Raw genomic sequence first — 23,137 nt, 5'->3', positions numbered from 1 at the left:
CACGGCGACTGTTCCCCACCGCACCGGAGGTTCCATGTCCGCCACGCCTGGTGGCCGCCTGCTGATCGCCGCCGCGACCCGCATGCGCACGCGTCTGCTCCTGCTCACCGCCGCGCTCGGCACGCAGGTGGCGGCCCGGCTGGGCCTGCCGATCCTGTTGGCCCAGGCCGTGGACGCGGTGCTGCGACACGGCGAGAACGGCTGGCCGGTCGCGGCGCTGGCCGCCGTGCTGGCCGCCGGTGCGATCGGCGAGACCGCCGGCCTGTTGCTGACGGTCTCGACCGGCGCGCACGGCACGGCCTGGATCCGCATGCTGACGGTGCGGCGCCTGCTCGGCCTCGGACCGCGGTCGCCGCTCCCGGTCGGGGAGGCCGTGACGCAGGTGGTCCAGGCCGCGCCGCAGGCGGCCGCTTTTCCCACCCAGGCAGCCGAATCCGTCGTCTCGACGGTCGGCTCGGCCGTGGCCCTGGTCGCACTGTGCATTGTGGACTGGAGGGCCGGCCTGGTGTTCACCGTGCTGTTCCCGCTCACGGCGCTGGTGGCCCGCAAGTTCATCGCCGAGGCCACCGACGCCGAGGCCCGTTACCTGGCGGCCCAGACCGGCATGGCGACCCTGTTGGTCAATGCCTTGGCCGGCGCTCGCACGATCCGGGCGGTCGGCACCTTAGCCGTCGAGACCGAACGCGTCGTCGCGCCCCTGTCCGACCTGTCGGCCGCGGGCCACGCGATCTGGCGCATCCAGCGGGGTGCGGTTTGGAAGATCGGGCTGTTGATGCCGCTGACGCAGGTCCTGGTCCTGGCCACGGCTGGACTGGACCTGGTCGACGGCCGCATCAGCACGGGCAGCCTGCTGGCCGTCTCCGGCTATCTCGCTCTGGCCTCCGGCCTGCTCGACCAGGTGGACGCGGTGTTGGGCCTGGCCAACGCCCGAGCCGGCGCGACCCGGCTCGGCGCGGTGCTGGACGAGCCGGTGATCGAGGGCGGGCCGCTGCGCGCGCCGCCGCCCGGCGGTGCGGTCTCGCTGCGTGGCATCACCGTGCGGCGCAACGGGATTGCCGTGCTGGACGGGCTCGACCTGGAGATCCCGGACGGGGTTTCGGTGGCGCTGGTGGGCGCGACCGGATCGGGCAAGAGCCTGCTGGCCGCGCTGCCGGGACGGCTGGCCGATCCGGACGGGGGAGAGGTGCTGGTGGGTGGCGTGCCCGTCCGGGAGCTGGACCTGCCTACCCTGCACGACGCCGTGGCCTACGCCTTCGAGCACCCCGTGCTACCGGGCCGCACCCTTCACGAAGCGATTGCCTTCGGCCGCCCCGAAACCTCGCGCCACGCGGTCGAGGACGCCGCTCGCGCCGCGCAGGCCGACCACTTCGTTCGCCGCCTGCCGCACGGCTACGACACCCCGCCCCGTGAAGCCCCGATGTCGGGGGGACAGGTCCAGCGCATCGGGCTCGCTCGCGCGCTGGCCCGCCCGGCGCTGGTGCACGTGCTGGACGATGCAACGTCCGGTTTGGACACAGTGACCGAGACCCTGGTCAGCGAGGCGATAACCGACCGGCTCGGCCGCAGCACCCGCATGGTCGTCACCCACCGCGCCACCACCGCCGCCCGGTGCGACCTGGTGGCCTGGCTGCACGACGGTCGCGTGCGAGCCCTTGCCCCGCACGACCTGCTCTGGGCCGATGCCGCCTACCGGGCCGTCTTCGCCCACACCGACGAGAAGGAGCAGCCATGCGCCTGGGCCTGACGCCGACCGCGGCGGCTCTGCTGGCCGATGCCCTGCGTGGGAGCCGAAAGCCGTTGCTGCGCATCGCTTTGCTGTCCGCGGTCGAGGCGGCCCCGGTGCTCGCCGCCGGCTGGGTGACAGCCGCGGCCCTCGACCAGGGCTTCCTCACCGGCCGGCCGGGCGTCGGCCTGGCCTGGCTGGGGCCTGCTCGGCGTGCTGTATCTGGTGCGGGCCTGCGCCGAGCGAGCCATGTTTCGACTCCCTGGGGCCGTGGTCGAACCGCTGCGCGACCACCTCACGCGTCGGGTCGTCCACAACACCCTGCGCCAGGCGACGATCCTCGGGCCGGGATCCGGGCACGGCCAGCGTTTCCCGGCTCAGCAGCCAGATCGACGCCACCCGTGACCTGACCGCGTCGCTGCTGCGCACGGCGCGCCCGCTGGCCGCCAGCCTGATCGCGGCGCTGATCGGACTGGCCGGGCTCGACCCGTTCCTGGCCGTGCTGGTGCTCGTGCCGCTGGCGGCGGCGGTGGCGATCTTCAGCTGGTCGGTGCGCCGGCTGACCGCGCTGCGTCGGGACGCGCTGGTCGCGTCGGAGGAGGTGGCGCGCCAGGTCGGGGAGGTCCTCGGCGCCGCCCGCGACATCACCTCGCTCGGGGCCGAGGAGCACGCGGCCGGGCTGGTCGAGGCCGAGTCGGACCGGGCCCGCCGCTCGCTGCTGCGCATCGGCCGCGCGGTCACGCTGCGAATCCCGGTGGTGCTGCTCGGCGGCTACGTCCCGCTGGTCGCCCTGCTGCTGCTCGGCCCGAGCCTGATCGACGCCCGCACCATCACCGCCGGCGCCCTGATCGGCGCGGCTGTCTACGTGGCGGAGTCCGTCGTCCCGGCGCTCCAGCTGATGACCGGCACAGTCGGCGGGTACTGGAGCCAGTTGGGGGTGCTGCTGCACCGTCTCGGCGAAGCCGCGCCGGAGCTGCCGCCGACCGCCCGCCCCGAGCCGACGCTCGACCAGGTCCCCAACACGCCCGATCTCACCGTCGACAGGCTGTCTTTCGCCTACGGCGCAAAAAAAAAAGCCGGTGCTGCGCGACCTGAGTCTCACCATCCCGTTCGGCGACCACCTGGTGATCACCGGGGCCAGCGGCATCGGCAAATCCACCCTCGCCGCGCTGCTCGCCGGCATCCACGAGCCGACGGCCGGCTCGGTGGCGTTCGCGGGCCGACCGGCCGCCACGCTCCCCGAAGGCGTCCGCAACCGGCTGGTCGTCCTCGTTCCCCAGGAAGCCTACGTCTTCCCAGGAACGGTTCGGGACAACCTGCGCTACCTCGCCCCGCGGGCCGACGACGACGCCATCTCGCACGCCGCTGACCGTGTGGGGCTCACCCCGCTGCTCGCCCGGCTCGGCGGCCTCGACGCCACGGTGGCCGACCCCGGCGCCCTGTCCAGCGGCGAACGGCAACTGCTGGCCCTGGCCCGGCTGGCACTCGAGCTTTAATGGTCACAGCCCGGCCCGTGGGAAGCGGTCGTCCCACTGATTAAAGCGTACCTGCAGATTAACATCGCAGTGGCGGGCAGAGTTAAAGATCTATCGCTCCAGTTGCCAACGAGGGCAACAGCCCGGATGGGATCCCAACTGACACCTTCTGAGTAGTCAGGAGCCCAACACCGTACTTCAAGTTTGCAGATAGACATTGTGCAATAAGGGAAGACGCCGGCCGCCGAGCAGGTCGCGGAACGGGCCTTCCGGGACCGTCCCGGCACGCTCATCGTGATCGCCCACCGCGCCGGCTCCGCGGCCCGGGCCCGGCGGGTCCTGCATCTCGACGGCGAGGCCCATCGGTTGACCACCAACGAGGTTCCCGTGCTCTCGTCCTAAAAGCACGCGGCGAATCGCGCGGCCTCGGCGGCCAGCCGAGCCGAGCCGCACTGGTCGGCCAGCACCGTGGCCCGTTTCAGCCAACCGCCCACGGACTCGGTCAGGCCCGCGTCCAGGGACAGCGCCGCTGCCGCCAGCAGGGTGCGGGCCAGCTCGACGCGATCACCGCCCTCGGCGAAGTCGGCGATCGCCTCCTGCGCGGAGCGCAGCGCGCCGTCGGTGTCGCCCCGCACCGAATGCGCCCGCATCCGGGCCCGCAGCGCGAAACCCCGTCGCCCCACGGAAGGAAGCTGAGTGATGCTCTCCTCGGCCAGCCGGGCCCAGCGGTCGGCGGCGGCCGGATCTCCCTCCGCAGCCGCCACCTGCGTCAGGCTTTCGCACCAGCGGGGTCGCCGCCAGGTGGTGAACCTCGGCAACTCCTCTCCGCCGGCGGCATCCAGCAGCAGCCAACCGGCGCGGGACGCGTCGCCGATGTGCAGGATGAACTCGGCGTTGAAGCAGCGGACGGCGAGCGCCCACGACGTCATCCGGCCGCCGACGGCGGCCATGGCCCGGTCGGCTGCGGCGGTCGCGTCCGAGAGGTCGCCGGGGGCGTCGCGCCAGAGCAGGGCCTCGGCCCGCAACGCCATCAGCACCGCCTCGGTCGCCGTGTCGCCGACCCGCCGGACGTGCCGATCGGCCTCGTCCAACGTCGCCAGCGTGTCGTCCAGGTTCCCCGACCGCAGCTGCGCGTTGCCCAGGACGGTCAGCATCTGCGGATGGATGTAGGTCTGACCGGTGTGCCGGGACAGCTCCGCGCCCCGCGCGAGGTGCCGTTCGGAGTCGGCCAGCCGCCCCACCATGCCCTCGGCCATGCCCACCTGGAGCGCTGCTTCCAGGTTGGTCACGAGCGTCGCGTCGGGCACGGTGTCGAGCAGGTCGGCGGCCCGAGCCAGCTTCTTCAGCGCGCTGGCCTGGTCCGAGGTGAACAGGTGGGCCAGCGCCGCCTTGCCCAGGGCGTTGGCCTCGCCGACCTGGTCGAGGTGCCCGCGAGCGAGCTCCGCGGCGGTCTCGGCGTGCTGCCGGGACGTCTCGAAGTCCTGCATGTCGTAGGCGTAGTCGGCCAGTTCGGCGTGCAGTGCCGCGGCGGTGGGGGAGTCGTCGTCGGTCAATGCCGCGAGCCCGGCGCGGGCGAGGGCGCCGGCCTCGGTGAAGCGGCCGAGCCGCCGTTCGATCCGGCTCGAGTCCGCCAGCGCGCTCGCGTCGCCGAGCGGCCCGCCCGGGATCTCCGACCGCAACGTCTCCAGCAGCGCCCGGCCCTCCGAGGCGTCGCCGGTCAGCAACCGGGTGCGGGCCAGCAGGACCTTGGCCTCGTACCAGTGCGCCCCGCCTTCCTCCAGCAGCGACAACGCGGCCTGGAGATGGCCCGCCGCGGCGGCCGGACCGGTGTAGAGCAGGCCACGGGCAGCCGCGATCAGGGTCGTGGCGTGCTCCGGCCGCCGCGGGTCCGCGGCCCGTGCGACGTGATAGGCCCGCTCCGCGATCGGCGCCGCCCGCCGGGCCAGCTCGGTCTCGATGCGCTGGTGCAGATCGGTGCGGCGACTGGGTTCTAGCCGGTCGTAGATGACGTCGGCGACCGCTCGGTGCCGTAGCGACAGCTGTGGCGCGGGCTCCGCCGGGCGGACGAGGTCCAGCCGGGTCAGCGCGTCCAAGGCCGCCGTCGGATCCAGGCCGGCGACGGCGGCGAGCAGGTCCGGGTGGAACTGGCCGCCGAGGACCGCCGCGATCTGGACGACCGCCAGCTCAACGCGGCCGAGGCCGTCCAGCTCGCCGAGGATCGCGGTGCCGCCGTCCGCCGCCAGCATCTTGAGGTACTGCGGATTGCCCCCGGCCTCGCGGTGCAGCTCCTCCAGGTCCGGCCGGTCGCCGAGCAGCTCGCGCGCCTGCTCGACGGAGAGCGGGCCGAGCTGCCACACGTCCACCTGCGCACGGGACAGCGCTGCCGCGAGCGGCGGCGAGAGCTGCCGCTGCCGATACGCCACCACACACAGCAACGGACGGGTGGCCGTCGCCGCCAACATCCGCTCCACGTCGGCGATCCGGTCGGGATCGAGGTCGTGCAGGTCGTCCAGCACCGCGAAAGCGGGTTCGGCGCCATACGGTTCGGAGTGGGCCGTGAGCACCGGGATTCCCAGCGATCGGGCGTGCGCGGCGGCCGTCCGCAGCAGCGAGCTCTTGCCGATGCCGGGATCGCCGACGATCACGATCGCCCGCCCTACGCCTGCCTTCACGTCGTTGAGTGCCTTGGTGATCGCACCGATCTCGACGTCCCGCCCGAGCAGCCGTTGCCCCTCGACCACCGGTCGGGGTGCGAGGTTCTGGACCGGTCGGGCCGAGCCTTCCGGGCCGGTGTTGCGGGTGACGACGGCGGCCAGCGCGGCCCGGGAGGACACGCCGGTCTTGCGGTAGATCCGGGCGATGTGGGACTCGATGGTCCGGGGGCTGAGCACGAGCTTGTCGGCGATCGCGGGGCTGGTCAGGCCCTGCGAGACCAGTTCGGCGATCTGCCGTTCGCGGGTGGTCAGGACGACAAGTTCGTCGTCCTGCTCCGCCTGCGCGGCGAAGACCGCCGCCCGGGTGCGCTCCGCCAGGCCAGTGAGCAGCTGTGCCCCGCCCGCTATGGCAAGGCGTGCCCCACGAAACCTCGTCCTAACCGGGCACCGTGCGTGGCGATTATATCACGCTTACATCCTAAGGACTCCTTTGAGAGGGCGACGATGAAAACACGGTACCATCCCTCATCTTTGAAGCTGAGGCCGACTGAGCCTCTAATCCTTTGATAATGAACAGCAAAGGTGTATGGACCAGACTTGTTAACTTGAGCATTGGACGACTGAGTATTTCTCCAGGAATGCCAGATTAGCACTTGTACTCTGGGTCGGGCCGAATAACTCGAGTGATGCCGAGAACGAATAATATCATGTGGCCTTGGTAGCAACTAGTAAAACTAGAATCCTCGTTCGGCCGAATCACCTCGGCCAGTGGCAATGCGGCCGAGGCTGCGCAGCGCCGCACCGAGCTGGTTCGGCAGGCCGAGCCGCTCCGCCTCCTTGCGGGCGCGCTCCGCCCAGCGCACGCCGGCCTCCACGTCGCCGACGGCGAGGGCGGCGCCGCTGAGCGCCTCCAGGCTGTTGGGGCGAGTCGAGGGTTGCAGCCGGCACAGGCCGTTTCCGCCGGCGCGCAACAGGATGTCCGACGCTCGGTGCGGCTCCCCGGCGTCGAGCGCGGCGTAGGCGAGCATGCACTGGGCCAAGATCGCCCACCAGCTGTCGTCGACGCCCGCGACGGCCACGGCCTCCTCGGCGACGGCCAGCGCGCTGCGGGAGGTCGGGCCGGCCTGGAGCCGGATCTGGGACTGGACCGCCAGCGTGAAAGGCCAGCAGGTCGCCGCTGCCCAAGGCCCGCGCGAGCGGCTCAGCCTCCTCGGCCAGCTCCAGCGCGCTGGTGACGCGGCACGTGCTGAGGTGCAGGTACGCCTTCGCCGTCAGGAACTGCGGAACCAGGCAGGCCCGGCCCGCGCGCCGGGCGATCTCCAGCCCGCGGTCCAGGTGGCTCTCGGCGGCGGCGTAGTCCTCCAGGAACACCTCGGTCCAGCCGAGCGTGCACAGGGTCTCGCATAGCTCGGCCAGGTCGGTGTCGGTGAAGGTCTCGGCCAGCGAGGCCGCCGACGCGGCGCGGACCCGGGCCATAGCGATGTCGCCCTCGTAGGCCTCACCCAGGGCGATCAGGGCCAGGGCCCGCATCTCGCCGATGCCGTCGCCGAGGGCGCGCGCCGAGGCGAGCACCTCGTTGATGTCGGCCCGGACCTCGGGAAAGCGGGCCGCGGACAGGACACAGGAGCACAGCTCCAGGCCGATCAGCAGCGCGTGCGACGGCTCGGGGCTGCGGGCCAGCTCCCGGCGCAGCATCGCCTCGGCTTCCCGGTGCCGCCCGAGCTGCCGTTCCAGCAGGCCGCGCAGCGTAGCCGCGGTGACGCGGACGTCGTCGTAGCGGTCCGGTGCCGGCATGTCCATCACCTGCTGGAGGAGATCCCGGCCCTCCGACAGGCCGCCGCTCACGCCGAGCGCGCGGGCCCTGAGCACCGTCAGCTGACGTCGTGTGGTGAGGTGCTCCGGGCCGTTCGGAAGCAGCCGCAGGACAACACCGAGCCAGCGGGCAGAATCGGCCGGCGCGGTCGCGGCGCTCTGCTCGGCCGCCGCGACGAGCACGTCCGCCGCCTGAGGATCCCAGTGGGTCATCGACTGCTCGACGTGGTGAGCCTGATCGACGATCGTGGCGCCGGCGGCGGCGAGTTCGGCCGCGGCGCGGCGATGGAGGTCCTCCCGCAGCCACGGGTCGATGGCGTCGTGGACGAGATCCCGGATCAGCGGATGGCGCAGCGCCGGCCGGCCGCCGAAGTCCGGCCGCAGCAGGTCGCAGCGCATCAGCTCGCGTAGCGCCGTGACGACCGCCTTGGTGTCGGAGTCGGTGAGGCCGGCGATCATCGTCGGGGTGGCGTGGTCGCCGAGGACGGCGGCGGCCTCCAGGACCTGGCGCTCCACCGGGCTCAACGGCGCCAACTCGTCGAGCAGCAGCGCACCCAGACAAGCCGGTTCGGGCGCGTCGCAATGGGCTTGTCGCAGCGCCAGGAAGTACCGGGGATTGCCGCCGCTTGCCGCGTACAACTCCTTGGCCTGCGGTTGGGGAAGCTCGGCCGCCAGCCCGTCGACGCAGTCGCATTCGGACAGCGGACCCAGGTCGATCCGGTGCACGGCCCCGGTGTCCAGGCCCCGCGCGAGGGAAGCGGCGAGTTTGGGCGGAGTTTGCCGGTCCCGCCGGGCGACGACCAGGAGCAGCGGCGACGGCACGGGGTGGCGCACGAGGTGGTCCACCAGCTCCAGCGACGCCGGATCCGCCCAGTGCAGGTCGTCCAGCACCACCACGAGCCGGTCTGGGCCGAGCTGTCCCAGCAGACCGGCGGTGGCCCGGCACAGACCGAATCGGTCACCCGCCGACGGCGTCTCGCCGACTCCCCGCACCTCCGCCGGCAGCTCCGCCAGCGCCGGGAAACGCCCCATCAGCGTCGGGCTGAGGTCGGCGAAAGCGTCGGCGAACGGCCGGAACGGGCTGTCCTGCTCGTACGCGGTGGCCTGCCCGCTCAGCACGGTCAGCCCCTGCGCGCGGGCCTTGGCGGAGAACCGCGTCAGCAGTCGCGTCTTGCCGATCCCGGCCTCGCCGGTGACGTCGACGATCGCCGATCCGCCCTCCGCCAGCACCGCGTCCAGCCGTCCGCACTCGGCGGCGCGGCCCACGAACGGCGCCGCGCCGGCTCTGTCCGATCGGCCCCCAGTTGCCTCGACCACGGGCAGTTCCCTCCAGGCGCTCCCTCGGTAGGGCCCGAGCACATGCGCCGTCCCCCAGCACCATTGCCCGCCCCCGCTTCCCCCATGCCGAAGCGTCAGAGTCTGGCACCTCCGCCCGATCCTGCGGCTTTTCTTAAGGGACACAACAGGTAAGGCCCACAGTGTTTCCGCTGGGCAACGGCCCGTGGATCGGCGTCAAGGGGAGTACGGGCACGAGGTGTGCCCGTACTCCCACGGCCTCACGCCTGCGATTCCGTGACGGGGATGATCAGGCCCATGCCGGCCAGCGCGACGAGGGCCGCGGCCGTGTTGCCGGTGGACAGCAGCGGGAAGAAGGCGGCGCACCACAGGAGCAGGGCGACGGAGCCACCGAGGAACATGCCGCGACGGCCGTGGCGGTCGGCGAACCGGGTCCAGAACGGAATGGCGGCCAGCCACAGCACGGACGCCCCGGTGATGCCCAGCACCAGGAACTGCTGACCGTAGCCGAGGCGCTGCGTGCCGAAGGACAACGCGAAGACCAGGAAGACGTAGGCGACGGCCGAGTTCGCGATGACGGCGAGCAGGGTGACGGCCAGCCGGGCCAGCCCGACACGAAGGGCATCGCCCAGGGGGAAACGGGCGACCTCCGCGTGGGCCTTGAACCGGTCGAACGACGGGCTTTCGGTGACACGGAGCCGAATGGCCAGGCCGATGGCCACCAGCACGATGCTGAGCAGGAACGGGATCCGCCAGCCCCACGCGGCGAACGCGGCCGGCCCGGTGACGCCGCCGACGCCCAGGAAGACCAGGTTGGCCAGCACCAGCCCGGCGGGGGTGCCCATCTGCGGGAAGCCGGCGTAGAGGTTGCGTCTGCCCTCAGGGGCGTGCTCCATGGACATCAGCGTGGTGCCGGCGCCTCCGCCGCCGAGCCAGATGCCCTGGAGGACCCGTAGCAGCACGAGCAGAACAGGCGCGCATACGCCGATAGCGGCGTAATTGGGCACGACGCCGATCAGTGTCGAGCTGATGCCCATCACCAGGAGGGACACGACCAAGGTGGCCCGGCCGCCGATGCGGTCGCCGAAATGGCCGAGGATCAGGCCGCCGAGGGGACGGGCGATGAAGCCGACGGTCAGGGTCGCGAACGCCGCCAGGGTGCCGGCGGCGGGGCTCAGCGCCGGGAAGAACTGCTTGTTGAACACCAGCGCCGAGGCGGTCCCGTAGAGGAAGAAGTCGTACCACTCCACTGTGGTGCCGCCCAGTGTGTCCGCCGCGGTGGTGGACGCGCGGTGCGGGGAATCGCTTCGCATGGGGACCTCTCGTCCGAGATCTGGCGACGCCCGGGAACGTGGGCGGTGCGAATCGGTGAATTGGTTGTGTGGATGGTGGTCCCCCCTGATCCGGGCCACCAATGCCGAAACCGGGCACCGATATGTTCGTATCGGCATACCGTGGGGCTCTCACGTGGTGAGCCCCGCTCTAGAATCGGCCCATGCGCGCTCGATGCCTTGTCGCCGCCACGATGCTCGCGGTGGGCGTGGCCGTCGGCGGCTGTGGTTCGGATGTCCCGAACGGACCCACGGCGACGTCGAAGGCGCCCCGGCCCGGCGGCGGCCTGACCGCGGACCAGCGGCGTCGGGCCGACCAGCTGATCAGCATCTTCGAGAACGGCACGGCGACGGTCCAGTACGGATACGCCGAGGATCTGCACGACGGCCGTGGCGTCACCGCCGGCCGGGCCGGCTACACCACCAATGACGGCGACGCCCTGCGCGTGATCCAGGCGTACACCGACCTGGCCCCGGGCAACGGACTCGCCCGCTTCGCGCCGGCGCTGCGGCAGCTGGCCGACACCGGCAGCGGCGACCTGCCCGAGGCCGACTACATCGCCGCGTGGAGGCAGGCCGCCGACGACCCGGCCTTCCGGCGGGTCCAGGACGACCAGGTGGAGCAGAACTACTTCACGCCGGCCATGGCCGCGGCCGACCGGCTCGGCCTGATCACGCCGCTGGCCCGGGCCGAGTTGTACGACGCCGCGATCCAGCACGGCCACGGCGCCGATCCGGACGGCCTGCCGGCGCTGATCGACCGCGCGACCGCCCGCGCCGGCAAGGTGGACGAGGCGGCGTGGCTGACCGCCTTCCTCGACGTGCGCGCCGACGACCTGCGCAACCCGGCCAACGCTGACACCAAAGAGGAATGGTCCAAGTCGACGGACCGGGTCGAGTGTTTCCGGCGCATCGCCGCGACCGGTGACTACACCCTGGCCGGGCCGCTCACCGTGACCGCGTACGGCGTGACCTACTCGCTGGCCTGACCGCCGAAGCCGAGTGATCATCGTCTCGGCGTCGCTGAACGGGTTGCGCCGCCCCAGGAAACGGGCGCTGAACAACAGCCGAACCCCGTGGCGATCGCGGACTCGATAGCCGACATAGCGGCCATTGCGGATCTTCGAATTCACAGAATCGGTGAGGACCTGTCAAATTCGGGCGGTTCCGTTCGGGGCGAAACGTGTTTACCGTCCGTGCGAAGACAACCGATGGTCACACTCTGGAGGTTTTGTGCGCCACCGCTGGACGAAACGCGTCACCCTGCCCCTGACCGCACTGGCGATGATGTTCGGCCTGGCCCTGGTGAGCACGCCCGCGGCCAACGCGACCGTGCACGGCTCCTGCACCGTCTCGGGCTGCTCCGCGGCGTCGTCGGCCGACTCGACCTGGCAGTCCCTCGGTTATCCGAGCAAGCGCGGCTGGGTGGACTGGCCGAACGGACAGTGCAGCTACGCGGGCGGCACGTACTACAACGACGACAACCAGCTGCCGGCCGGCGATTCCTTCCAGGAGTTCGACGTCTACCCGCGGGCCTGCGGCGCCCACCGGGACGCGGCCCGGATCGTGGTCGACATGGACAACGGCGAGGTCTGGTTCACGCCCGACCACTACAGCAACTTCTACCAGCTGTAGCCGAACGGACCCGTGCCGTCGCGATCTCGGCGGCACGGGTCCGTCCCGCCTCAGGAGTCACGGTCGGTTCTTCGAGTCACGCCGGCCCGTGATCGACACGACGTAGTCTCGCGTCCATGTCGAAACTTCCGTGGGGAGCGGCGCTCGCACTGGTCGCCGCGCTGCTGCCGGGCACGGCCGCGGCGGCGACCACGCCGCACACCGTCATCGCCGAGCCGAGACCCGAGGTCGGCTCGTTGTCGGACGGCGCCGACCCCGGCAACCACCACTGCTCGGCGAGCATCGTGGCCAGCCCCAAGGGCAACGTCATCGTCACCGCCGCGCACTGCGTGGCCGGCAAGCACACCGTGTTCTTCACTCCCGGCTACCACGACGGGCAGGCCCCGTACGGCACCTGGCAGTCGGCGGCGATCCACATCGACCCGGGCTGGAACACCAGCCACGACATCGACGGCGCCGGATCGCCCTACGACTACGCGTTCGTCGTGCTGCAACCCCGCAACGGCAAGAACGTCGCCGACGTGACCGGGGCCGCGCTGACCCTGAAGACCGACGCCGCCCTGCCGTCGCCGCTGACCGTGGTCGGCTACCCGTCCACCGGAAACGTCAAGTACAAGGACAAGCCGTACCGCTGCGACAGCACCGTGAGCCGCGACGGTGAGTACTGGGAAACCCTGCAGTGCACGGGAATTCCCGGCGGCTTCAGCGGCGGCCCCTGGATCGTCGGTGGCCACGACCTCATCGGCGTCATCGGCGGCAAGGGGCAGAACCTGCCCGACACCGATCCGCGCAACTACAGCGTCCGCTTCGACAGCCGGGTCAAGGCGTTGTACGACAAGGCGGTTGCCGCGCCCGTGCCGCCCGGCGACGGCAATCTCGGCTACCCGCTCGGCGACGGCCCGCTGTGGAAGCACGCGGACCTGATCACCAGCGGCGACTTCACCGGCGCCAACCAGCTCGACATGATCGTCAAGTGGAGCGACGGCGAGGTCACCCTGTACCACGGCGGAACGACCGCCGACCCGCAGAAGCCGTTCACCGGCGAGACCCAGCTGGCCGCGCCCGGCGGCATCTGGACCCACGCCAAGGGAATCGCCACCGTCAACCACGGTGTGGTCGTGACCTGGAGCGACGGCGAAGTCACCTACTACGGCTCCGTGTCCACCGGTGGCTTCGGCGGCGAGGTCCAACTCGCCGCGCCCAACGACCTCTGGCGTGACCACGCGTCCTACGTCGCCGGTCTCGGCGGTGACCTGGTCGTCGTCTGGAACGACGGCGAAACCACGCTGTACCAAGGAATCGCCGTCAACGGCATCCACTCCGAACGCCAGCTGGTCGCGCCGAACGGCACCTGGACGCACGCCCAGACCATCTCCGGCGGCAACTGGGTCGGCGGCGGCGCCCCGGACCTGCTCGTCCGCTGGAGCGACGGCGAGTTCACCATCTACGGTGACGTCGCCTCCGCCGGCCTCGGCCAGGAACACCAGGTCGAGGCCCCGAACGAGCTCTGGACCCACGCAGGCGTCACCGCCGGCCGCGGCAACGCCGTCCTGGTCCGCTGGAGCGACGGCGAAGTCAGCCTCTACCCGGACGTCGACGGCGCACTGCACCGAGAGATCCAGCTGGTGGCCCCCTGACCGTGAGCCGTGTTCACGGCCACCGGAGTGGCCGTGAACACGGCTTGTGGTCACAGGCTCGCGAGCGCGGCCCGGATGTCGGGCAGGGGCCCGATGTGGTGGGGGTCGGCGCCGGGCTGAGGGGCGCCGGTGTTCTCCACCAGGGTGCGCACCTGGGCCGGCGTGAGCGGAGGGCCGCTCTGCTTCACGACGCCCTGGATCGAGCCGATCGCGCCCACGACCATGGGGGACGCGCCGGAGGTGCCGTTGAAGTTGGACCAGTACATCTTGTTCGGATCGGTCTCGGTCGGGGTCATGTCGTGCTCGACCGGACCGGGGCTGCCCAGCGAGGTGATGCAGTTGGCCCAGCCCTGCACGTTCACGCGGCTGCCGTACGTGCTGAAGTCACGGGCGGTCCGGGGCGCCGGGTGCGGGTCGGTGGGCTTGCACTCGACGGTCCACGGCATGTTCGACGAGGGCTGACCGGCGCCGACGATGATCGCCCCCGAGTCCGGCCGGCTCATGGTGTCCACGGCGTCCGGGTCGTTGGGGTTGTCGAGGTTGTTGGAGCCGTTGCCGGCCGGCTCGACGACGGTGATGCCCGCCGCCACGGCCGTGACGACCTCGTCGTAGATCGGCCCCCAGTGCTCCCACGGGAAGTTGCCGCTGCCGCCGAGGTAGGCGCCGAGCTCGACCTCGAACCAGATCACGTCGCCGGGCTGCGAGTGGGTGATCGCGAGGTCGACCGAGCCGCCCCAGTCCCAGCCGCTGACCAGCTGGAGCTTGGCCGCCGGCAGCAGGCCGTCGATGCCGATGCCGTTGTCGTCCTGGGCGCCGACGAACCCCACCGCACCGGTGCCGTGCGCTCCGGGCGGCTGGCACGGCGAGCCGGTGGTCACCTGGAGCCGCACCGGCGGCCCGGCCGGCGCGGGGCGATTGGCCAGGTCCTCGTGGCAGGTGTTCCAGAGGTTGGTGATGTTGAGCGCCTCCACCGGGCTGCTGCTGGCGGCGGTCGTGTTGATGCCCAGCTGCCCGCTGGCGTTCGCGCCCCAGTTCCAGACGAAGCCCGACGGGTCGGCGGCGATCGTCTGCGTCGCACCCATCGCGACCTGGACCCCGCTCGCCGACACGGCGACGGGCGTGAGCCGCTGAGTGGTCGTTGCGTCGCCGAGCTGTCCGTTGGAGTTGAGGCCCCAGGCCTTGACGGTCTGGTCGGTGCGGGCGACGATCGCCGACGAGCCGCCGGCCGCCACGACGGCCACCGACGTCAGGCCGGAGACGGTGGCCGGGGTGAAGCGGTTGGTGGTGTTGCCGCTGCCGAGCTGGCCGGCCGAGTTGCCGCCCCAGTCGGAGACCGCGCCGCTGGACAGCAACGCGTAGCTCGTGGTGGCGCCGGCCGCGACCTGCGTCGCACCGCTGACGCCCGAGACCGTCACTGCCGAGGTGCTGCTGGTCGTGGTGGACGGGTTCTTGCCCAGCTGGCCCACCGAGTTGGAGCCCCAGGCGACGACCGCGCCGCTGGCCTTGAGCGCGATCGCGTGGCTGGTACCGGCGGCGATCGCCCCGGGCGCGGCGGACAGGCTGGTCGCGCTGTGCACGGTCACGGGGGTCAGCCGCTGCGTGGTGGTGCCGTCGCCGAGCTGGCCGGTGTTGTTCGTGCCCCACGCGCGGGCCGTGCCGTCGGAGAGCACCGCAACCGCGAAGTTGCTGCCCGCCGCGATACTCGTGACGGTGCTGAGGCCGCTGACCTGGACCGGGGAGGTGCTGTTGGTGGTCGTGCCGTTGCCCAGCTGGCCGTTGCCGTTCGCGCCCCAGGTCCAGACGGTGCCGTCGGTCTTGAGGGCCATCGAGAAGTTGCCGCCCGCCGCCACTGCCTTGACGTCGGTCAGGCCTTTCACGAGCGTGAACGTGCCGGCGTTGGTGGTGGTGCCGGTGCCGAGCTGGCCGCTGGAGTTCAGGCCCCAGGCCCGAACCGTGTCGTGGCCGCTGCCCTCGCGCCAGACCATCAGCGAGTGCGCGGTGCCGGAAGCGATCGAGCCGAAGGTGGTTTCGGCCTGGTCCTGGCCGCCGCCCTCCACATCGGTCACGGTGATGCCCTCGCCCCGGCCGCCGGGCAGACCGTGCGCGTAGTCGGCGTCGATCCCGGAGGCGGTGGCCGAGCTCTGCCGGTAGACCTGTGTGTTCCGCAACGGATCCACCACGGCCGCGGCGTTCGGACGCGCCGCCGCGGGCGTCGGGTTGTCGACGGACTTCATCGTCGGGCGGGCGCCGGCGAACTCCACCGACGGCAACGCGTTCAGGTCGCCGAGCAGCGACTCGATGCCCTTCGGCACGTCGATGGTGTACCAGGAGTTGAGATCGGGCAGCTGGCGGCCGGTCCGGGACTGCAACGTCGCGCGCCGCGCGTCCACGGCCTGCTCCGACTCGGCCATCGTGCGCCGCATGCGTGATCCCGGGTACCTGGCCAACACGGCCTGCAATGCCGTGGTGTCGCCGGCGTCGGCCGCGACGGCCTTGCCCGAGCGCAGCCGGACGGTGGCCGCGCTGCGGAACTTCACATCGATCTCGGTATGTGAGAAGCCGGCCGGCAGCGGGCCGTGCGTGCCGGGCTGGCCCTTCTCGACGCTGTGGTCGTAGACGCCGCTCGCGGCCGGCGCCGCGAAGGCCCCGGCCGGCATCGCCGCGGTGGCCGCGACCATTGCCGCCGTCAGGGCGCAGACCCCCAGTGATCTGCGTGAATAGCGCATCAAGAGTCCTTTGCTCGCGGGATGTTCCGACATCCGTGGTGAGCAAACGCTAGGCAGCGCAACACGATCGCCGACAAACCTTTGTGCTCAGGCGGAAAAGTGTTGACTCGGGCCGAGGTCACGGCATGGCGCGATCTTGCCCCGCCGGTGGCGCGCGTTTAGCATCCAGCGCGGGGACGGAACGGGGGGCTCGGTGTTACGTGTCTTCTTCACGCCGGAGGATTTGGCGCGCACCACGATCAGTCCGCCGCAGCCGATGTGGGAGACGGTGTTGAGTCTGCATCGGCTGAGGTTGCGCGACGACGCCATGGTCTACGACGAGTGGCGGCGCGGCGCCGTGCGGGCCGTGCCGCCGGCGACCCGGATGCTCACCGATCTGGTGCCGCCGCGCGGCTACTACGCGGACTTCCTCACACCGGCGGCATCGTCGCTGGAAGAGGGCATTTCCGCGGTGCTGGGCACCACGAAGGCGCGGCTGCGCGCGGACGTGACCACCCTTGCCGAGGTCCGCCCGCTGTTGTCGTGGACGACGAGCCTGGGGGAGGGGCGGTCGGACGCGTTGCGCCAGTTGGGTCATACGTTCGACCGCTACTTCGCGGACTGTCTTTCCTCCTACTGGCCCCAGGTCCGTGCGGCCGTGGAGCGTGACCTCGCGCGGCAGCGGGAACTGTTGTCGCTGAACGGGATCGGCGCGCTGCTGGCCGACCTGCATCCGAGCGCCCGGTGGCGGTATCCGGTGCTGGAGGTCGACTATCCGGTCGAGCAGACGTTGCGCCTGCGCGGCCGGGGGCTGCGCCTGGTGCCGTCGTTCTTCTGTGCCGGCCGGCCCACGACCTTCCTCGCCGACGAATTCGAGCCGGCGCTGGTGTATCCGATCCGGCACGAGGTCGGCTGGTCCCGCGCCGGTGACGCCCAGCGTTCGTTGGCGGCCCTGCTCGGACCGACCCGGGCCCGGGTGCTGGAGGCGATCGGCGAACGTCCGTGCAGCACAAGCGATCTGGCCCGACGGGCCATCACCACGCTGCCGACGGCCAGCCGCCAGACCTCGATCCTGCGCTCGGCCGGGCTGATCACCAGCATCCGTGACGGCCAGTCGGTCGTCCATTCCGTGACGCCGCAAGGACAGTCCCTGCTGGCCGAGTCGATCGGTCCTTAGTGGACGCAGGCCTTGCCGGCGGCATGAGGCCGAGGCATCATGCCGCCGGCGTGTCGTCAGCCAGCCCAGGGCGCCGCGCGCTGCCAGCTGGTGTCGTCAGCCCAGCCGGAAGCCGCGTCTCCGACCCGTGGGCCGCCGTCCGCGCCGATGTAGACGTTGCCCGCGTACTGCCGCAGGTAGTGGTCCTCGTAGGCGTAGGCCTGCCAGGAGATGCCCTGGCCGTTGTGCCCGGTCGTGGCGCAGAACGTGGCGTCCTCGGCGAACAGCCCGGACTTGTCGTTCTGGTTGAGCACCACCTGGAAGTTGTAGTGCCGCAGGTACTGGCCGGGGAAGTTGACGGATTCGAAGGAGTAGCAGGAATCGTCGGCGAGCCCCGGCTCCAGGGTGAAGGTGGCGTCCTGGAGGTCGGTGGCGGCGCTGCCGGCCGTGATGGCCGAGGTCTTGGCGACGAAGTTCTGGTGGCGCAGGTAATCGCCGGTGTTCGCCTGCCACGAGGAGCGGCCCAGCGGCACGGACACGTCGCTGCGCCACCACGGCTCGCCGACGGTGAAGCTGCTGTCGGCGGGGTGCTCACAGCCGGCGAGGGACAGCTTGCCGTTGCGGTAGCTGAGGAACCGGCCCGGATCGTCGTACGAACGCCACGACACCCCGATGCCGCTGTTGCCCTCGACCGCGCAGAAGGTAGCCGAGCGCTTGTCCGTGCCCAGCGTGATCCGATCGCCCCGGTGGCTCAGGTACTGGCCGGGATTCGCCCGCGATTCCAGGGAGTAGCAGGACGGGTCGGCCAGGCCCGGCCGCAGCAGGAAGGTGGCGTCGAGCTTGGCGGCGTCCGGCGACGAAGCGGTGACCACGCTCGCCGCGCCGACGCCGTCGGTCACGGCGACCGACCGGTCGGTGGCGCCGGGTGTGGTCACGTGCAGCGACAGGCCGCGGTTCACGTTCAGCACCGGCGTCATCGGCGCGCTGGTGTCGACCTTCAGCGCCACCACGGAGTTCGCCGGGAAGGTGTAGTCGAAGGAGTTCGACGCCCGGAACGCCGTGGTCGTCGGCGCGACGGTGTTCGGCGCGGCGAGCGTGTTGCGGGCGTTCGGGTCACCGGTCAACACGGTCGCGGTCCCGTTCGGACGGACGAACCTGGTGCCGTTGAGGGCGATCCGGCTGGCGACGGGGGAGTTGGTGGCGTTGGCCACCGTCACGTAGACGGTGCCGGCGGCGGTCCTCGTGACGACCTCGTTCAGGCCGGCGGCAGCCCCGGCCAGTGCCGAGGACACGACGTAGTCACCGGTGTTGTTGCCGAAGATGTGCTGCACCCAGTACGACGGCGAGCCGAACGAGGAGCCGGCGTCGAAGGCGATCTCGTTGGTGGGCCACTGGAAGTCGTTGACGTCGGCCAGCGCGGGCGCGTAGGACGCGCCGATCACCACGTCGGCGTTGCGCACCATCCCGGTCATGAAGCCGGCCTCGCTGACCGCGCCGGCCAGCGTCCCGGTGGGATTGTCCTTGGTGCCGTTGGTGGTGGCGTACTCGCCGACCAGGTGCTTCGGGCCGTTGCGGGACGTGCCGTCGTAGTTGTGGGCGGCGTCGGTGAAGAACGAGGTGTCGCCGCTGTAGTAGTGGTCGTCGATCACGTCGACCGGCCGGCTGGAGACCGACGTGGTGGCCACCAGCTGGAGCGTCGGGTAGGCGGCCTTGATGGCATCGTGGAACAGGGGGAAGCGGTAGGTGTTGTAGCTGCCGGTGCCGTCGAAGAAGTCCTCGTTGCCGATCTCGACGTAGTGCAGGTCGTATGGCGCCGGATGGCCGTCGGCGGCGCGTTGCGCGCCCCACTTGGTGTTGGTGCCGCCGATGGCGTACTGGATCTCGTCGAGCGCGTCCTGCACGTACGGCGCCAGCTGGCTCTGCGGGACCACCGTGTGGTCGAGCGTGTAGCCGGCGAAGACGGCCAGCAGCGGCTGCGCGCCGGTCTGCTCGGCCATGTCGAGATACCCCTTGAGCCCGACCTGGTCGGTCGACCAGTAGCCCCACGCGTCGTCCTGGTGGCCGGGCCGGTTCTCGATCGGGCCGACCGTCTTCTTCCAGTCGAAGTACGTGGACAGGGTGTTGCCCTCAAGGTAGTTCCCGCCGGGCACGCGGAAGAAGCCCGGCTTGCGCGCGGCGAACTTGGCCATCAGGTCCTTGCGCAGGCCGGTGTCGTGGTAGGTCGGCGGCTGGCACGTCACGACGTCGAAGTACAGCGAGGACCCCGCGCCGACGCCGTCCGCCGCGATGACGAACCGGTTGGCCGTCGACACGGGGGTGTCGCGGCCGGTGGTCATGGTGACGCTGTACTTCGTCCACTTCGCGCCGACCGAGCGGACCGTGGCCTTGGCGTAGACGGTCCCGGTCGTGCTTTCCAGGTCGACGGTCACGCCGCCGTGAAAGGCGCCGTCGGCCCTGGCGAAGAACGTGGCGGTGTACTTGGTCGACGGCGCCAGGCCGATGCCGTAGAAGCCGTCGTTGGCCACGCCGACCCGCTGGCCGCGGGCGTTGTCCGCGATGGACAACTTGAGCGAGTTGCCGTTGGCGGCGTTGAGCGGCTGCGTGGTGTCCAGCGAGACCGTGCCGGCCCCGCCGCCGGCCGTGACGGCCGACCAGTGCGCGATGCCGTTCTCCTTCATGGTGCTGTTGCGCACCACGTTCGCGCTCAGACCGCCCTCGACGGAGTGGTTGATGTCCTCGACGATCTCGCCGAACTGGGTTTTGTTCACGCTGCTCGTCGTGCGGCTCACGTCGGCGGTCAGTGCGACGCCCGGACCGGCGGCCGTGGCCGTGCCGGCGCCCGCCAGTCCCGTCGCCGCCAATGTTAGCGCTAACATGAACGCCGTTGAACGTGGTCTGCGCACAAAGGTCTCCCAGGGGTGGCAAAAGGTCAGTGGTCACGACGGTCCGCCCCGATGGGTGTGACCGCCGACACGCGCCAGTCGGCACCGTAGGACCAGGTCCGGGTCTCGGCAACGGTCGCGCGGCCCTTTGTTGCCGAGCCGTTACCGGCTCGGCGCGTCCGGCGGCCGCTTTCGAACCCGTTGCCGGTCAGCGGTTGACCAGATGCCTGTTATCGCTAACACTGTGCACCTCAACCGGCGGCGTTAACGGCAGATGACGGGGAGCTGACACGGGTGGCACGGACGTCCTCGACCGAAGGCGGTCGCAAGGCCCCGAGCGCGCAGGGCGTTCGGCAGGCGAGCCTGACCGACGTCGCCGAGCTCGCCGGCGTGTCGCACATGACGGTGTCCCGGGTGATCAACGGGACCGGACCGGTGCGGCCCGAGACCCGGGCCCGGGTGGAGGCAGCCGTCCGGGAGCTCGACTACCGGCCCAACTCCGCGGCGCGCACGCTGGCCACCGGCAAGTCGGAGACGCTCGGCGTGGTCGCGCTGGACTCGACCCTGTACGGGCCGGCCAGCACGCTGTACGGCATCGAGCACGCGGCCCGCGAGGCCGGTTACGCGATCACGATCTCCAGCGTCAGCCGGCCCCAGCGACAGTCCATTTCGGACGCCGTCGAGTACCTGCGCCGGCAGGCCGTCGAGGGCATCCTGGTGATCGCCCCGCACGAGGCGGCCGGGCAGGCGCTGGAGTTCACGCCGCGCGACGTTCCGCTGGTCGCCGTCGGGGCCGCGGAATCCGCGCCGGTCCCCGTCGTCTCGGTCGATCAGCGTGACGGGGCGCGGCGGGCCACCAAGCACCTTCTGGCACTCGGCCACCGCACGGTCTGGCACGTGGCCGGCCCGGCGGACTGGCTGGAGGCGCGCGCCCGGGAGCAGGGCTGGTCGGAGACGTTGGAGGCGCACGACATCGAGGCGCCGATGGTGGTGCGCGGCGACTGGAGTCCGCGCTCGGGCTACGAGGCGGGACGCACGCTGCTCGCCGCGGGCCGGCCGACCGCCGTTTTCGTGGCCAACGACCAGATGGCGCTGGGCATGCTGCGGGCGTTCGCCGAGGCGGGCGTCGCGGCGCCGCGGGACGTGCACGTGGTCGGCTTCGACGACGTGCCGGAGTCCGCCTACTACAGCCCGCCGCTGACCACGGTCCGCCAGGACTTCATCGAGGTCGGCCGGCAGGCGTTCGAGCTGTTGATGTCCCGGCTGCGGAACGAGGGGACCGGAACCAGGCACCTGATCACCCCGGAGCTGATCGTGCGCGAGAGCACCGGGCCCCGATAGCGGGCGGCGCGGCCGGATCGCGGCCGACGGCCACCCTCTTTGTTAGCGCTAACAGATCGATCAACGGTGATTGAGGAGTGAACGTGGTGCGTACCAGAGTGGCGTTGCTCGTGGCCGGTGTGCTCGGCCTGAGCATGGTGACCGGCTGCGGCGGCGGCTCGACCGCGGCCGGCGGCGGTGGCGGTGCGGTGACGCTGGGCTTCGCCCAGGTCGGCGCGGAGAGCGGCTGGCGGACGGCCAACACCAAGTCCATCCAGGACTCGGCCAAGGACGCCGGCATCACGCTGAAGTTCTCCGACGCGCAGCAGAAGCAGGCCAACCAGATCCAGGCCATCCGGTCCTACATCCAGCAGCACGTCGGCGTGATCGCGTTCTCGCCGGTGGTGGAGACCGGCTGGGACACGGTGCTCAAGGAGGCCAAGACCGCCGGCATCCCGGTGATCCTCACCGACCGCGCGATCGACTCCACCGACACCACGCTGTACAAGAGCTTCCTCGGCTCGGACTTCGTCAACGAGGGCAAGGAGGCCGGCGACTGGGTGGCCAAGGAGTACGGCTCGGCCACCGGCCCGGTGAACATCGCCGTGCTGGAGGGCACCACCGGCTCGGCGCCGGCCAACGACCGCTCCAAGGGCTTCAACGACGTGATCAAGGCCGACCCGAAGTTCAAGGTCGTCGCCTCCCAGGACGGCGACTTCACCCGGGCCCAGGGCAAGCAGGTGATGGAGTCGTTCCTGAAGTCGCAGAGCAAGATCGACGTGCTGTTCGCGCAGAACGACGACATGGGCCTCGGCGCGCTGGACGCCATCAAGGCCGCCGGCCTCACCCCGGGCAAGGACATCAAGATCGTCACGGTGGACGGCACCCATGACGGCCTGCAGGCGCTGGCCGACGGCAAGTTCAACTACGTCGTCGAGTGCAACCCGCTGCTCGGCCCGCAGCTGATGGACCTGGTCAAGAAGGTCGCCGCCGGCCAGAGCGTGCCGAACCGGATCCTGACCAAGGAGACCGCGTTCGACCAGGCTGCCGCCAAGGCCGCGCTGCCCAGCCGCCAGTACTGAGCCCCCTCCCGCGTCCGCCTCCCGCGAGAACGGCCATGTGATGGAACAACCCCGAGAGATCCTCCGGATGACCGGCATCAGCAAGCGGTTCCCCGGTGTCACCGCCCTGGACGACGTCGACTTCCGCCTGTTCCCCGGCGAGGTGCACGCCCTGATGGGCGAGAACGGCGCCGGCAAGTCGACCCTGATCAAGGTGCTGACCGGGGTCGAGGGAGTGGACGCGGGCTCGATCGAGCTGGCCGGGACGGCGGTCGCCTTCGGCGGCCCCGACCAGGCCCAGAACGCCGGCGTCAGCACGGTCTACCAGGAGGTGAACCTGTGCCCGAACCTGTCGGTCGCGGAGAACATCCTGCTGGGCCGCGAACCCCGCCGGTTCGGCCGCATCCGCTGGTCCCGCACACGGGCGCGGGCCGAGGAACTGCTGGCCCG

Annotated in this window: 15 protein-coding genes and 1 pseudogene; 10 read left to right on the top strand and 6 right to left on the bottom strand. The window is 71.1% G+C overall.

Annotated features, from left to right (window positions below):
* The 3 genes and pseudogenes from KUTG_RS01475 to KUTG_RS52730 form a co-directional block, all read left to right on the top strand.
* Positions 1–1,744, top strand: a 1,744-nt coding sequence (locus KUTG_RS01475) for an ABC transporter ATP-binding protein (protein WP_232240591.1), incomplete at its 5' end; no start/stop codon positions are given.
* A pseudogene (locus tag KUTG_RS65845) lies at positions 1,680–2,531 on the top strand (hypothetical protein); the annotation flags it as partial. The gene KUTG_RS01475 and the pseudogene KUTG_RS65845, both read left to right, overlap by 65 nt.
* A gap of 271 nt (positions 2,532–2,802) precedes the next feature.
* Entirely contained in the window at positions 2,803–3,219 is a 417-nt protein-coding gene (locus KUTG_RS52730) for an ATP-binding cassette domain-containing protein (RefSeq protein ID WP_052393687.1), read from the top strand.
* A gap of 177 nt (positions 3,220–3,396) precedes the next feature.
* Here KUTG_RS52730 and KUTG_RS57820 read toward each other — a convergent pair whose 3' ends face one another.
* From KUTG_RS57820 to KUTG_RS01455, 4 genes are all read right to left on the bottom strand, one after another.
* Complete coding sequence (locus tag KUTG_RS57820) at positions 3,397–3,561, bottom strand: hypothetical protein (protein ID WP_157494192.1); 165 nt, start codon at positions 3,559–3,561, stop codon at positions 3,397–3,399.
* 35 nt (positions 3,562–3,596) lie between these two features.
* A complete protein-coding gene (locus tag KUTG_RS60510) occupies positions 3,597–6,164 on the bottom strand; it encodes a LuxR C-terminal-related transcriptional regulator (RefSeq protein WP_255361004.1) in 2,568 nt (855 codons plus the stop codon).
* Positions 6,165–6,608: 444 nt separating this feature from the next.
* Positions 6,609–8,981, bottom strand: coding sequence for an ATP-binding protein (locus KUTG_RS01460; protein ID WP_157494190.1), 2,373 nt, complete (start codon positions 8,979–8,981; stop codon positions 6,609–6,611).
* 239 nt (positions 8,982–9,220) lie between these two features.
* Positions 9,221–10,273 carry an MFS transporter gene (locus tag KUTG_RS01455; RefSeq protein ID WP_084578769.1) on the bottom strand — a complete coding sequence of 351 codons (1,053 nt, stop codon included), beginning with the start codon at positions 10,271–10,273 and terminating at the stop codon, positions 9,221–9,223.
* Positions 10,274–10,455: 182 nt separating this feature from the next.
* Here KUTG_RS01455 and KUTG_RS01450 point away from each other — a divergent pair, with 182 nt between their 5' ends.
* The 3 genes from KUTG_RS01450 to KUTG_RS52725 all read left to right on the top strand — a co-directional run bounded on the left by KUTG_RS01450 (position 10,456) and on the right by KUTG_RS52725 (position 13,563).
* Positions 10,456–11,280: a chitosanase gene (locus KUTG_RS01450; RefSeq protein WP_084578768.1), complete on the top strand. Its 825-nt coding sequence runs from the start codon at positions 10,456–10,458 to the stop codon at positions 11,278–11,280.
* A gap of 244 nt (positions 11,281–11,524) precedes the next feature.
* Positions 11,525–11,926 carry a ribonuclease domain-containing protein gene (locus tag KUTG_RS01445; RefSeq protein WP_043714346.1) on the top strand — a complete coding sequence of 134 codons (402 nt, stop codon included), beginning with the start codon at positions 11,525–11,527 and terminating at the stop codon, positions 11,924–11,926.
* 116 nt (positions 11,927–12,042) lie between these two features.
* On the top strand, positions 12,043–13,563 hold the full coding sequence (locus KUTG_RS52725) for a trypsin-like serine peptidase (protein ID WP_052393684.1): 1,521 nt from the start codon (positions 12,043–12,045) through the stop codon (positions 13,561–13,563).
* A 50-nt stretch (positions 13,564–13,613) separates the two neighbouring features.
* Here the strand turns inward: KUTG_RS52725 and KUTG_RS52720 are convergent, their stop codons facing one another.
* Positions 13,614–16,289 carry a S8 family serine peptidase gene (locus KUTG_RS52720; protein WP_198046952.1) on the bottom strand — a complete coding sequence of 892 codons (2,676 nt, stop codon included), beginning with the start codon at positions 16,287–16,289 and terminating at the stop codon, positions 13,614–13,616.
* Positions 16,290–16,482: 193 nt separating this feature from the next.
* On the opposite strand from KUTG_RS52720, the gene KUTG_RS01425 reads away from it, so the two are divergent.
* Positions 16,483–17,445, top strand: a complete 963-nt coding sequence (locus tag KUTG_RS01425) for an ArsR/SmtB family transcription factor (RefSeq protein WP_043714344.1) — start codon at positions 16,483–16,485, stop codon at positions 17,443–17,445.
* 56 nt (positions 17,446–17,501) lie between these two features.
* Here the strand turns inward: KUTG_RS01425 and KUTG_RS52715 are convergent, their stop codons facing one another.
* Positions 17,502–20,300 (bottom strand): AbfB domain-containing protein, encoded by a 2,799-nt coding sequence (locus KUTG_RS52715; protein WP_084578766.1) that lies wholly within the window; start codon positions 20,298–20,300, stop codon positions 17,502–17,504.
* Between the two features lie 300 nt (positions 20,301–20,600).
* Between KUTG_RS52715 and KUTG_RS01415 the strand changes: the two genes are divergently transcribed.
* From KUTG_RS01415 to KUTG_RS55235, 3 genes are all read left to right on the top strand, one after another.
* The gene (locus KUTG_RS01415; protein ID WP_043714342.1) at positions 20,601–21,647 is read left to right on the top strand and encodes a LacI family DNA-binding transcriptional regulator; all 1,047 of its coding nucleotides are present in this window, start codon (positions 20,601–20,603) and stop codon (positions 21,645–21,647) included.
* Between the two features lie 134 nt (positions 21,648–21,781).
* Entirely contained in the window at positions 21,782–22,708 is a 927-nt protein-coding gene (locus KUTG_RS01410) for an ABC transporter substrate-binding protein (RefSeq protein WP_198047710.1), read from the top strand.
* Positions 22,709–22,748: 40 nt separating this feature from the next.
* Positions 22,749–23,137 (top strand): ATP-binding cassette domain-containing protein (locus KUTG_RS55235; protein WP_157495493.1); only part of this gene is annotated, 389 nt, incomplete at its 3' end.

The organism is Kutzneria sp. 744, from assembly GCF_000568255.1.
Taxonomy (GTDB): Bacteria; Actinomycetota; Actinomycetes; order Mycobacteriales; family Pseudonocardiaceae; genus Kutzneria.
The sequence above is the reverse complement of the archived record's forward strand: the minus strand, read 5'-3'. Positions and strand labels throughout refer to the sequence as shown.